This window comes from Enterococcus sp. DIV1337a (assembly GCF_051712285.1).
Taxonomy (GTDB): domain Bacteria; phylum Bacillota; class Bacilli; order Lactobacillales; family Enterococcaceae; genus Enterococcus; species Enterococcus faecalis.
The window spans coordinates 1,453,557-1,467,692 of sequence record NZ_JBIOOP010000001.1 but is presented as its reverse complement, the minus strand read 5'-3'; the positions used below and the strand labels follow the sequence as shown (position 1 = coordinate 1,467,692).

General features: G+C 36.9%; 6 protein-coding genes. 5 read left to right on the top strand and 1 reads right to left on the bottom strand.

Annotated features, from left to right (window positions below; translation table 11 throughout):
- Positions 1–76: 76 nt before the first annotated feature.
- From prfB to ftsX, 3 genes are all read left to right on the top strand, one after another.
- Positions 77–1,178, top strand: a protein-coding gene (gene prfB, locus IGL49_RS07085; RefSeq protein WP_141409943.1) for a peptide chain release factor 2 whose coding sequence is annotated in 2 segments (ribosomal slippage) — positions 77–148 and positions 150–1,178 — 1,101 coding nt in all. Because the reading frame shifts where the segments join, the coding sequence is not laid out codon by codon here.
- Between the two features lie 105 nt (positions 1,179–1,283).
- Positions 1,284–1,970 carry a cell division ATP-binding protein FtsE gene (ftsE, locus tag IGL49_RS07080; protein WP_002361935.1) on the top strand — a complete coding sequence of 229 codons (687 nt, stop codon included), beginning with the start codon at positions 1,284–1,286 and terminating at the stop codon, positions 1,968–1,970.
- Positions 1,963–2,847, top strand: coding sequence for a permease-like cell division protein FtsX (gene ftsX / locus IGL49_RS07075; RefSeq protein ID WP_002360154.1), 885 nt, complete (start codon positions 1,963–1,965; stop codon positions 2,845–2,847). The genes ftsE and ftsX overlap by 8 nt, the downstream gene beginning before the upstream one ends.
- A 48-nt stretch (positions 2,848–2,895) precedes the next feature.
- Here ftsX and IGL49_RS07070 read toward each other — a convergent pair whose 3' ends face one another.
- The gene (locus tag IGL49_RS07070) at positions 2,896–4,299 is read right to left on the bottom strand and encodes a helix-turn-helix domain-containing protein (protein WP_104854018.1); all 1,404 of its coding nucleotides are present in this window, start codon (positions 4,297–4,299) and stop codon (positions 2,896–2,898) included.
- 288 nt (positions 4,300–4,587) lie between these two features.
- Between IGL49_RS07070 and IGL49_RS07065 the strand changes: the two genes are divergently transcribed.
- Both IGL49_RS07065 and IGL49_RS07060 read left to right on the top strand, forming a co-directional pair.
- Positions 4,588–13,908: an isopeptide-forming domain-containing fimbrial protein gene (locus IGL49_RS07065; RefSeq protein WP_104854017.1), complete on the top strand. Its 9,321-nt coding sequence runs from the start codon at positions 4,588–4,590 to the stop codon at positions 13,906–13,908.
- The gene (locus tag IGL49_RS07060) at positions 13,877–14,074 is read left to right on the top strand and encodes a hypothetical protein (protein ID WP_104854016.1); all 198 of its coding nucleotides are present in this window, start codon (positions 13,877–13,879) and stop codon (positions 14,072–14,074) included. The genes IGL49_RS07065 and IGL49_RS07060 overlap by 32 nt, the downstream gene beginning before the upstream one ends.
- Positions 14,075–14,136: the final 62 nt, after the last annotated feature.

Genomic DNA, 14,136 nt, shown 5'->3' with positions numbered 1-14,136 from the left:
TTAAAGAAAAAACGCAGGGTGGGGCAATTTGTCCCGCCTTTGCTCTTTTTACAATAAAGAGAAAGAAGGAATCATTTTGGAAAATCCAGAAATTCGTACATTATTAGACGAAATGACACAAAAAATTACTAGCTTCAGGAGGTCTCTTTGACTTAGACCAGTTAGAAGAAGACATTGCCGAGGCGGAAAATCGGATGGGAGAACCTGGTTTTTGGGACAACACAGAAACAGCTCAAAAGCTAATTAACGAAACCAATAGTTTGAAAGAAAAATATCAACAATTTCATCAGCTCTCTGAGGAACTTGACGAATTAACGGTGATGTTTGAATTACAACAAGAAGAATATGATGCAGAGATTCAAGAAGAATTGGAAGAAAGAATTCATCTCTTGCAAGAACGTTTAACAACGTATGAGCTATCCTTACTACTAAATGAGCCATATAATCATAATAACGCGCTCATTGAATTACATCCTGGTGCTGGTGGTACTGAATCACAAGACTGGGGAAGTATGCTTTTACGAATGTACACACGTTGGGCAGAAAGTCACGGCTTTCAAGTTGAAACGTTGGATTACCAAGCTGGAGATGAAGCCGGGATCAAAAGTGTCACCTTATTAATCAAAGGTTACAATGCTTATGGTTACCTTAAATCTGAAAAAGGTGTCCATCGTCTTGTGCGGATTTCGCCCTTTGATTCCGCTAAACGCCGTCATACTTCGTTTTGTTCAGTTGATGTAATGCCTGAATTAGACGATACAATAGAAATTGCGATTAATCCAGATGACTTAAAAATTGATACCTATCGAGCAAGTGGTGCCGGTGGTCAGCATATTAATAAAACAGAATCGGCTGTTCGAATCACACATATTCCAACAGGCACCGTTGTCGCAAGCCAAGCACAACGTTCTCAATTAAAAAACCGTGAGCAAGCAATGAGTATGTTAAAAGCCAAATTATATCAATTGGAAATGGAAAAGAAAGCCCAAGAAGCAGCAAGTTTACGTGGTGAACAAATGGAAATTGGCTGGGGCTCACAAATCCGTTCTTACGTGTTCCATCCGTATTCAATGGTCAAAGACCATCGGACGAATTATGAAACTGGCAATGTACAAGCTGTGATGGATGGAGACCTTGATGGTTTCATTGATGCCTACTTAAAACAGCGCTTAAGTTAAGCTCTTCATTAAATTGAAATAAAAATGTAACTTAATGCAAGAAGTTTGCAATATTGACATGTTATAATGAGTAGGATTGAAGAAAAAAGAGATGGAGAGAACGCCATGATTGAAATGAAAGATGTAATGAAGAAATATTCGAATGGTACAACAGCGATTCGGAATATTTCAGTAGAGATTGACCAAGGCGAGTTCGTCTATGTGGTTGGTCCCTCAGGTGCAGGGAAATCAACCTTTATTAGATTAATGTATCGTGAAGAAAAAGCAACAAAGGGTAATTTGACGGTTGCAGGTCATGATTTAATGAAAATAAAAAATAAAGAAGTTCCTTATTTACGTCGTGAAATCGGCATCGTTTTCCAAGACTATAAACTATTACCAAAGAAAACTGTGTATGAGAATGTGGCTTATGCGATGCAAGTTATTGGACGACGTCCTCGCGAAATCAAGAAACGCGTGATGGAAGTTTTAGATTTAGTCGGTCTAAAACATAAGGTACGTGTTTTTCCAAGCGAACTTTCTGGTGGGGAACAACAACGGGTGTCCATTGCACGAGCCATTGTAAATACACCAAAAGTTTTAATTGCCGATGAACCAACTGGAAACTTAGATCCAGAGAATTCATGGGAAATCATGAAATTGTTGGACCGGATTAACGCACAAGGAACAACAGTCGTGATGGCAACGCATAATAGTACAATTGTAAATACGATTCGTCACCGTGTTATTGCCATTGAAAATGGTCGCATTATCCGTGACCAAGTGGAAGGAGAATACGGCTACGATGATTAGAACATTCTTTTCTCATTTATTTGAAAGTATCAAAAGTTTAAAACGGAACGGTTGGATGACTGTTGCCTCAGCAAGTGCGGTTACAATTACATTAGTTTTAGTTGGTATTTTTATGGGCGTTATTTTTAATGCAACGAAACTTGCTGATGATGTCGAAAAAAACGTGACAGTGTCTGTTTTTGTCGATATTGGTACAAAACAAAATGAAATGAAAACATTAGAAAAACAACTTAAAGGATTAGACAATGTTGAAGATATTTCTTATTCAAACAAAGATCAACAATTGAAAAAAATCCAAGAACAAATGGGGGATGCCTGGAATCTTTTCGAAGGCGACAGTAACCCATTATACGATGTGTATTATGTCCGTGCGAAAACACCAGAAGACACGAAAGATATTGCGAAACAAGCAGCCAAATTCCCAAGTGTTTTTAAAGCTGATTACGGCGGTGTGAACTCAGACAAAATCTTTAAAATCGCTCAAACCGTTCGAACTTGGGGCTTAGCAGCTGCTGCGTTACTTTTATTCGTTGCGGTGTTCTTAATTTCCAATACCATTCGGATTACGATTTTATCTCGTCAAAAAGAAATCCAAATTATGCGTCTTGTAGGAGCGAAAAACAGTTTCATTCGTTGGCCGTTCTTCTTAGAAGGGGCTTGGATTGGGTTGATTGGCGCAATCGTGCCAGTCATTATTATGACGTTAGGCTACCATCAAGTTTATAACATGTTCAACCCGCAGTTATTGCGTTCGAATTATTCATTAATTCGTCCAGAAGATTTTATTTGGAAAGTTAATCTATTAATGATTGCAACAGGAATGATTATTGGATCACTAGGTTCAGTTATTTCAATGCGTCGTTTCTTGAAGATCTAATTATTATAAAAAAACCTGTTAACGGTTATCGTTAACAGGTTTTTTAGTCTATAATGGTTTTTTTGTTCCATTTTTGGCGATTGTGTCCCCAATGCAAAAGAAAATCTGCTTCCAGTCATAATCATCTATGGTCTCATCTAAGATTTGAAAAACATTAGTTTTTGTTGGTAAATCGAAAAGTAATCTGTCTGAAATGACTAAATCGCATTCTTGAAAATTGGTATATTCAAAACGGATTTTATCATTATTAAAGCATTCAGTAATTCTTCTTTGGATTTCTAAAGAAATATCAAAGTCTCGGGTATAATTTATCCCAATAATCACAGGTGGCGGTAGCGTAAATTTTTTATAAACATGCGTTAATAATTCGATGATCCAGTAAGGTTTTTCAATATCTTTAAACGTTAATTGATCAAATTCACTTTTTTGTTTATAGGACTCATAAAAAAAAGTGATTCTCTCTACCAAAAGGGCATCTTTGGTAGAAGTAAAGGCGCGAATCGAGCTAGTAGGCTGATCATAAATAAATAATTGATTACAAATAATCAGTTTTAGTAAAAGAAATTGATACATCAATTGATCTTTTGTATCAACAACAAGAGAAAATTCCTTGCAAAATGCAGTGAATAAGTTAGTAACATAAGAATATTCAGTTACTTTTTGATTTTGTAACTGCTTAAATAAAAGGGAGACGGAGGTTTCAGTGTCTATATTGGCGATTAACGTTCTTGTAATCACATTAATAATTAATCGTTGTTTTTTACAAAAATCCGCATGTTTCAGTGTAATATCAATTCCGTCATTTAAAAAAATTATTAAATAAGGATGCTTATTATAATCAATGCTAATGTCTTCTGAATCAGAATAAGTAAAGCGATAGTTAGTTATTTTTATCAATAAATGCAACTTGGCTTGAGAAGCGGTATCCAGTTGATTAATAATTTCTGGACGAATATAATTTTCTAAGGTGACTGGATAAAAAATCGTTTCTTTTTTGTAAAAAGCAGGAATGTTCAAAAAGATAGTCCAATAAAAATCTAAGAAAAAATAATGTATTTGAAATTCACTTCCTTCTACGATGCGTTCTGAAGTAGAGGAAAAGCCCACTGAGAGTCCATAATAATTAAGTAAATTATTTATATTTCTTAAACGAGTATATATATATGAAGGACTATAACTTGTTGCTTCACTGATTAAAGTAACAGACGTGTTTTCTTTGCAGAGTAAGGCGCGTAGCAAGATATAGTCAGTGGAATTGATGCAGTAATTATTAAACAATAAGTAATACTGGATGCCAATGTTGTCAGAATGTATGTAGATTGTTCCATTATTAGTAGAAATAGAAATATCGCTTTTTTCAATCTCATTAAAGTCACTTTGTAGCTCATGTAAACAGAGCATAAGATTTTTTCTTGAAATTTTAAAGTGTTTTGCTACTTTTGTTGTTGTCATTTGATTATTTCGAAGGAGAAATAGAAAAATATCTAGTTTTTTTGAACATTTTTTTGGAAGAATATATTTTTTGATTACCTCTTGAGTATTAATAGAATCACCCCATCGTTATCTTTAAATATCTATTTTAATGAATTTTACGGCGTATTACTAGTAATATGAATTACTTTATCCGAGGGTATAGGTTGGACAGAACAAAGTAAAAAAGTGTTACCTTATAATAGTAAAATAGGTCACGTATACATCTTTTTTTGTATACGTGACCTATTTTTTAAAGGAGGAAAGTGTATGAAAAAACTTATTCAAGTTTTGATGGTTGCTTCTCTGGGCATCCAAACGCTAATGCCAACTTTGGCTTATGCGATTGATTCACAAGAACAATCTAGCACAACAAGTTCTTCAACAATTGAAGAGCAGCGTTCATCTTCAGGAAGTGAAAGAATCGCTACTGAAGAACAGAAACAATCAGAGGCTGAGTCTCACAGTAATGTATCTAGTGAAATGATTCCCCCAATCACTGAAACAGATGCTACTGTAGATGATCCAGCAACTGCTAATGATAAAAATGCTCCCCCTTATGAGGAGCAAGTAGAAAATGAAAGGAAAGAATCAGTTCAATTAGATTATTCGGTTCAAGGGCCAGGAAAAAAAGTATTGGCTGGAGAAACGGTTTATTTTAAGAATAATTTTCGAATTACGGGTCCTGAAACAATTGTGAAGGATGCTCGCTTAGCAATAAAAATTGAAGGCTTAAAAACAGACATTGTTTTCTTCGATTCGTCACCAGAAGCATTAGCAAAATTAAGTATTGATGGGGTCATTCCTAAATACGATGAGGATGCCAAACGTTTAATTTATTCATTCGAGCGAATCACCGCTGGAAAAGTCTACGAAACATATCTCCCAATTGAAACAAAAAACGGCTTCATAAAAGAACACCGTGTCAATCTTGTTGGCGAGTTTTATATTGAAGGACAAGAAACGATTCATGAAGAAGCCTACGGAGATATTATTGGAAATAATCCAGTTGTTGTAAAGAAAACCCATAAACCTAAGCCTTTTGTAGAAGGGGATAATATTGATTGGAAAATTGATGTCTCAGCACCTAAAACAACGGGGATTCTTTATTTTTACCAGAATGGCACTATTAAAGTTAGCGACAAATTACCAGCTAACTTGACCTATGTTTCATCTAAAGCAACTTATGATGGAAAAGAAATTACCGGGAGTTATGATGCAGGAAGTCGAACAGTTACCTTTGAATTTCCAGCGCCAAGCTATCAAGAGCAAGAAAATGCTCAAATGGGTGACAATCTGTTAGAAAAGATTTCTACTATTGAATTAACAACAAAGATTTCAGGTAAATTCTCAGACCAACGAGAGTTTGTGAATACCGCTAATGTGACAGCTGTTACTGCAACAGGTGATGAAATTAGCCAAGTATCAAATGAAGATAAAGTTATCGCACAAGGCAGTGGCAGTGGTAGTACTAATTCCGGAGCAACTGGAATTCCGGTTCATAGGCGACCAGCTGAAACAAATAATTATGACACAGGATATACGGTTAATGATCAAAAATTACCTGTATTCCCAGGTGATCAAGTCCGTTTTATGACTGGAGCGAATTTTTATCAAGCAAACAGCGGAACACAACGAATTGAATATATCAATAGTACGTATCGACCAGATGGTAAGAAGTTAGCCTTTGAAAACCTAGAATTTCAATTACTTGGAAGAAATAGAGTCCCATATAGTCCGGCACAATATCTACTACCTAGTTATGAACTTCGTGTAATTGTTAATGGAGAAGTTAGAAATTACGATGCCTTGGTTACCCGATTAATCAAAGAAGACCGTGTCATGGATAACCAAGAAAAAGCGCAGATTACTGCGGAAATGCTGGGTATTTCAGAAACCGATGTTGTCACAGAAATTATGTTCCAAATTCGTAATGGTGAACCTTTATCACAAATATTTAGTTACTACACCTTTAATGTAAGAGAAGATGCTACAGGGCAAATTACCAATACATTCTTTACTTCATCTGGTGGACGAGATGCAGCTAATAATAGAAAAACAAGTAGTTTTTCTTCAACAAATTCTAAAGACTATTATGGTCCTCGTTATTTACAAGTAGTTGATCCAAGTACTCAAAAGGTTCTTGTGGATAATTACATTGAGTACAAAGGATTTGAACGTGGTGAATCAGTTAAAGCAGGAGATCAGTTCTTACAAGCAACAATTGTTACTGGGAAAAATCAACCTGCCTATGAAAACCCAGAATCCTATCTTTTATTACCTGTTGGGACAATCTACGATTCTTCAAGAGAGCTCGTTTCTCCAGAAGGACGTAAAGCTTCTGTGGAAGTCATTTCTGATAATTACAATAATTCAGGACGTCAAATGCTCCGTTTAAATTGGGCAGGCAATATTCAAGCAGGGAATAAAGTCGTTGCGGATGTACCGGTGACTGTTTCAGATAAGTCACCAAATATCTTAGTGCCGAAAATTTTTACCTATGCGAAAAATAACAACCTGAGCGTAACAGCTGGCGGTACAGGATCTACCCAATTAACGGATAACCAAGACTTAATGTCTGTAGATTATCCTGCAGATCATTCAAGAATTGAAAACAGTAATGAATACTATGTCAGAAACAAAAATAATTTAACCATTGAAAAAGCAATTAAAGCTTCTGATGATGCCGATTTCCAAATGTTTACAGAAGGAATGGTCAATCAAAAAGCACAGTACCGTGTCAAAATCAGTAACGAAACAGGCAAAGATTTCCAAAATATTGCCGTGTTAGATGTTTTACCATCAATTGGTGATTTAGGTATTACTGATAATATTCAACGTGGTAGTCAATTTGAACCAATGTTAGCTGGTCCAATTAAAATTCCAGCGAGTTGGCAAGATGCGGTGACGGTTAGTTATAGTGAATCCAAAAATCCTAAACGCTCAAATATTCTTTATAACAAAGTGACGCCAAACCATGGTTTAGCAGAGCCGACAGATCCAGCTGATGCAGAAGAGGCTGTTTGGGAAGAGAATCCTGCTGATTTCACTAAAATCCACAGTGTCAAAATTGAGTTAAAACCAGGGTATGAATTTGCAAATGGTCAAGATATTGACATTTATTATGATATTCAATTACCTAACCAAGAAACAGTCGAAAAATTAAATCTTGATTTTTCACAAGAACCACAAAATAGAGCTGCTTGGAATTCGGCGGCAGTTGTAGCTGATGGTTTACCAGTTATCGAGTCTTTAAAAGTTGGGATTGCGTTAAATCCTTTACCAGGTAAATTAGAAGCAGAGAAATTTGTTTATAACCGTGAAGATGAGGATATTGATGGGGAAAGTATCAGTGTGGGTCAAACAGTCAAATATAAAATTGTTGCCAAAAATAGTGGTGCACCAAGCACAATTGTCAATGATGTAAAAGTACTAGATGAGATTCCAGAGGGGCTTATTTACAAGTCAGGAACACTGAGAGTCACTTACCCAGATGGACGAATGGAACCATTAGAAGACAAGTATGTTCAAGGTCAGTCATTAAAAACAGATTCTTTAGGTAGTTTATATGGTGGTCAAGAACTTTCGGTATCCTTTGAAGTGGAAGTAGCAAAAGGTGCTAAAGGGGATAAACCTAATATTGCAACGGTTGAAGGAACCACACCACCAACGATTCCAGGAGAACCAGAAACACCGGTCTCAGATGACGATGAAAAAGAAGTTTCAATTCCAGTCGTTACTATTGAAAAATTTGTAGATGGTGAAAAAAATACCCGTGCAAAAGTGGGCGATGTTTTAACTTATACCATTCGTATCAAACATGAAGAAGGTGGCGAATGGCAAGGACGTATTATGGATAAATTATCCAAAGATGTTCGCTATGTTCCAGGCACTACTGAAGTGTATTATTTAGGTCATGCAGGAGTCACCAAATTAGATGACGATGCGGTTTGGAAAGATCATGAACTTTCTTATGAAGCTTCTCTAGATGAAGAAGATAATGAAATGTTTTTAACTTTTGATGTAGAAGTTTTAGAAAGTGCGTTAGGCAAGAAAATAGCCAATGCTGCTGTTTTAAAAGCGCCAACGGATGATTCAGATACACCAGATGTAACGACACCACCAGTTATCACAGATGTAGTTGAAACACCAGGTAAATTAAAGGCAGAAAAAGGCGTCTTTAAATTTGATAAAGATATCAATGGTCAAACCGTTATGGTTGGCGACAAAATCGAGTATCGAATTAAAGTAAGTAATACCGAAGATCCAACCACCATTGTGAATAACGTTATGGTAAGAGATGCAATTCCAGAAGGCTTACGTTATCAAAAAGGAACCTTATCTGTGACGTATCCAGATGGAAAAACAGAAACATTATCAGATAATTCAGTAATAGAACAACAATTAGCAACCAAAAGTCTTGGCAAATTAAGAGGTCAAGAATCATTAGAAGTTCGTTTTAAAGTTCTAGTGCATCGAACAGCAACTGGCGAAAAGGTCAATATTGCTTCAGCAGAAGGAACCGTTCCTTCTGAGGATCCATCTATGCCAGATGAGCCGTTAACACCAGTGGAAGATTCAAAAGAAGTCAAAGTTCCTGCTGAAATTTTCTTAAGAAAAACCGTTTTTGGTAAAGATGGCGTCCAACATGTAGATGAAACCAATGCCTATGTAGAAGATGAAATTTTATACCAAATTGAAGTAGAACACGTTCGAGGAACAGGACAATGGACTGGGACAATTCAAGATAAATTACCAGATTACCTTGAATATATTCCAGGCTCAACGAGAGTCAATTCTGAAAAAACAGAAGATACTGTTTGGGATGATGATTTTTCTAAGTTGACGATTCCAAATGCCGTATTAAATGAACGAGAGTCAAAACTTCTGATTACATTCCGTGTCCGTGTAACGGAAGAAGGTCTTAACAAAGAAATTATCAATTTTGCACAAGCAACACCAGATGACCCTAATTTACCACCTGTTGATGATCATGCCATTGTGCGCGTGAAACCTGCACCAGGACGTTTAGAAGCAGAAAAATCTGTGTATAAAAACGATCAAGATATTAACGGTCAAGATGTGTTAGTGAATGATCTACTTGAATATCGCATTACCGCAAAAAATCCTGAATCAGCAAATACAATTGTCAATAACGTGGTGATTAAAGACAGTATTCCAGCTGATTTGATTTATGAAAAAGGTAGCTTGAAAGTGACATTCCCAGATGGCACTGAAAAAGCATTATCAGATGAACAAGTCAAAGGGCAAGAATTAGTCACCGAAAATCTAGGTAGTCTAAAAGGGCAAGAATCACTAGTTATTTCCTTTAAAGTCAAAGTAGATAAAAAAGCTAGTGGCGAACGTGTCAATATTGCAACCGTTGAAGGAACGCGCCCACCATTAGATCCTAATGATCCTAATGAACGTCCACTACGACCAGAAAAGCCAACAACAAAAGTCAACGTGCCAAGTGAAATTGAAGCCGTTAAGACGGTTGATGGTGTCACTAGTAATCAAGCTCGTGTTGGTGATAAACTAGTTTATCGCATTGAAGTTGGGCATAAAGAAAATACAGGCGAATGGACTGGTTCATGGCAAGGAGAAATCCAAGATATCTTGTCAGAACACGTGACGTATGTTCCAAGTTCGACGAAAGTCAACGGGAAAGCAATGGAAGATGAGAAACTGTGGCAAAATGCGCAATTAACAGTTTCCGATATTACCTTGAATAATGACGCTCCGAAAATCGTTGTTGAATTTGAAGTCACGGTAAATGAAAGTGGCTTAGGTAAGAAAATTGTTAATGTGGGGAAAGCTATTTCTAACGACCCCAATACACCAGACATTGAAACACCACCGGTTGAAACGGAGATTTTACCAAGTCCTGGTCGTTTAGAAGCAGTGAAAGGTGTTTTCAACCAACAGGGTGAAGCAATCGACGGACAAGGAATTAAAGTAAATGACGTGATTGAATACCGTATTACTGCAAAAAATCCAGAAGCAGCTCATACGATTGTTAACAATGTGGTGATTAAAGATAGTATTCCAGCTGATTTAATTTATGAAGTTGGTAGTTTGAAAGTTACTTTACCAGACGGGACCGAAAAATTCTTGCTAGACGACCAAGTCAAAGGCCAAGAGTTAGTGACTGAAAATCTTGGTAGTCTAAAAGGCCAAGAATCTTTAGTGATTTCCTTTAAGGTAAAAGTAGCAAAAGAAGCCAGTGGCGAACGCGTCAATATTGCGACTGTCGAAGGAACTACACCAGATCCAAACAAACCTGGTGAACCGGATGTTCCAGTAACCCCTGAAAAACCAACAACCAACGTTCAAGTACCAAGCGAAATTACTGGCGAAAAATTTGTTGATGAAGTAACGAATAATCAACGTTTTGTTGGTGATAGCTTAACTTATCGAATTGTTTATCAACATGTCAAAGATACTGGACAATGGTTAGGGACGATTACGGATACCTTGCCAGCAAACGTTCGTTATCAACCTGAAACAACGACTGTGGATGGCAAAAAAGTTGAAGATACAGTTTGGCAAGGAGAAACACTACGTATTCCTGATGTTGTTTTAAACAATGAACAATCAAAAATTGTGGTGGAATTTAAGGTAATCATTCAAGAATCCGCCTTGGGAACCACGATTAAAAACCAAGCCACTGCCAAACCAACTGAAAATCCTGATTATCCAAATCAGCCAGAAGTACCAACCAATGAAGTCACAACCAAAGTGGTACCAAGTCCAGGGAAATTAGAAGCAAGTAAAGACGTCTTTAACCAAGCTGGCCAAGCCATTGATGGAAAAGAAATTAGCGTCAATGATGTAATTGAGTACCGTATCACTGCAAAAAATGTAGAAGCAGCTCATACGATTGTTAACAATGTCGTGATTAAAGATAGTATTCCAGCTGATTTAATCTACGAAAAAGGTAGCTTGAAAGTAATGTTACCAGATGGTACAGAAAAAGCTTTATCTGATGACCAAGTCAAAGGCCAAGAGTTAGTGACTGAAAATCTGGGTAGTCTAAAAGGTCAAGAATCTTTAGTGATTTCCTTTAAAGTCAGAGTAGCGAAAGAGGCTAGTGGTCAGCGCGTCAATATTGCGACTGTCGAAGGAACCACACCGGATCCGAACAAACCTGGTGAACCAGATGTGCCAGTAACGCCTGAAAAGCCAACAACAAAAGTTCAAGTGCCAAGTCAAATTATTGGCGAAAAATTTGTCAATGACGTTCATGCAAATCAAAAGAATGTCGGCGACAAATTAACCTATCGTTTAGTCTACAAGCATGTGAAAGATACCGGTCAATGGGAAGGTGTTATTAAAGATACTTTGCCAGCAAATGTTCGTTATCAAGCAGGAAGTACCAAAGTAGATGGAAAAGAAGTAGCAGATACCGTTTGGAATAAACAAGAGCTAACGATTCCAAATGTGTCATTAAATAACGAAAAAGATGAAGTTGTTGTAACGTTTGAAGTTGTGATTGAAGCAAGTGCTGTTGATACAACCATTAAAAACCAAGCAACAGCTCAGCCAACGGATGACCCTAATTATCCAAATCAACCAGAAGTACCAACCAATGAAGTCACAACAAAAGTGGTACCAAGTCCAGGGAAACTGGAAGCAGCTAAAGAAGTAGTCAATCAAGAAGGACAATCTATCAATGGCCGAAACGTTACAGTCGGTAGCGTGATTGAATACCGGATTACGGCTAAAAATCCAGAAGCAGCCCATACAATTGTTAATAATGTTGTGATTAAAGATAGTATTCCAGCTGATTTAATCTATGAAAAAGGTAGTTTGAAAGTCACTTTACCAGATGGGACCCAAAAAGCTTTATCTGACAATCAAGTCAAAGGTCAAGAATTAGTGACCGAAAAGCTTGGTAGCTTAAGAGGACAAGAATCTTTAGTTGTTTCGTTTAAAGTGAAAGTCGGTAAAGAAGCCAATGGTGAACGGATCAATATTGCGACTGTTGCTGGAACAACGCCAACAGGAGATCCAGATCGTTCGACAGAAGAAACACCTTTAGAACCTGAAAAACCAAGTACTCAAGTCAAAGTTCCAAGCGAAGTAACGGTGAAGAAAACAGTTAATGCGACCAATAAAAACCGTGCCAACATTGGCGACACGTTAACGTATGAAATCGAAGTTGCCCATAAAGAAAATACGGGACGTTGGGAAGGAACTTGGTCAGGGAAAGTAGAAGATATGCTTTCAGAGCATGTTACGTATCAACCAAACAGTATTGAAGTAGATGGACAAGCAGTTGCTGACGAAGAAGTTTGGAATGGAGAGAAAGTGGTTATTCCAAATGTGAAACTAGATAACGGCAAACCAAAACTAGTCATCACCTTTAAGGTTACAATCAATGAAAGTGCCTTAAATCAAACAATTGTTAACATTGCTAAAGGAATTTCTGATGATCCAAACGATCCAGAAATTGAATCACCACCTGTGACAACTGATGTTATTCCAAGTCCAGGAAAACTAGAAGCATCTAAATTTGTTTTGAACCAAGCACAAGAAGCCATTGACGGACAAACAATTACTGTTGGCGATGTCATTCAATACCAAATCAAAGTTAGAAATTCAGAAGCGCCGTATACAATTGTAAATAATGTTGTCGTAAAAGATGCTATTCCAGCTGATTTAATGTATCAAGCGGGCAGCTTAAAAGTAACATTACCAGACGGCACTGAAAAATCATTACCTGATGCACAAGTTAACGGACAAAAATTAGTCACTGAAAACTTAGGTAGTTTGAAAGGTCAAGAAGAATTAGTTGTTTCTTTCAAGGTAAAAGTTGATAAAAAAGCGCGTGGTGAACGAATCAATATTGCCACAGTTGAAGGAACAACACCAAATCCTGACACGCCAGATGCACCAGATCAACCACTTGAGCCACAACAGCCAAGTACAGATGTGACGATTCAAGATTCAGGTCAAATTACTGCCGAAAAATTTGTTCGCAATGGTCAAGAAAAAGATACCCAAAGTAATCAAGCAAAAATTGGGGATGTCTTAACTTACACATTACGCTTCACTCATGTTCCAGGAACTGGCGAATGGGAAGGGGCTATCTATGATACGCTACCAGCTCACGTTCGCTACGTGAAAGGCTCAACTAAGATTAACGGCAAAGAATATCAAGACAATGTTTGGTCGAATAATCAACTAGGAATTGGTGAAGTAAAAATCAATCAAGATAATCCAGAATACATTGTGACCTTCAATGTAACAGTTGGAAAAACTGCCGAAACACAAATTGAAAATATTGCAGAAGCAGTGAGCAATAATACACCAAATGAGCCAATTTTAACAAATGAAGTTATAACTAAAATTGTCAAAGAAAACAAGAAAAAAATAGTTAAAACGAACAAACAAAACATTCAGTCACCAAAGGCACCGCAAATGACAAAACGTCCAATCGCTAAAAAAGCCTTGCCGAAAACAGGTAGTCAATCGGATATTCTTTTAATGAGCGTAGGAATGATTCTGTTAATCAGTGCGGGAAGCATCTATTTTGTAACAAGGAGGAAAGACAATGAAAAAAATCGCCACACTACTCCTCGCTAGTCTTTTGATTTTTTCTTTAAGTGGTTGTAAAGGAAAAGATAAGGAAAAAAGTGAGCAAAAGCAACAAACAACAGAAAAAGTGACCGAAAAGCAACGGGAAACAGTCACGAAAGAAAAAACAAATCCAGCAACGGTTACGATTGTGGGAGAAGACGAATCAAAATAGGTAAATAACAAAAACAACGACTTTCTTACGAAGAAAGTCGTTGTTTTTGTGTTTAAATGAAG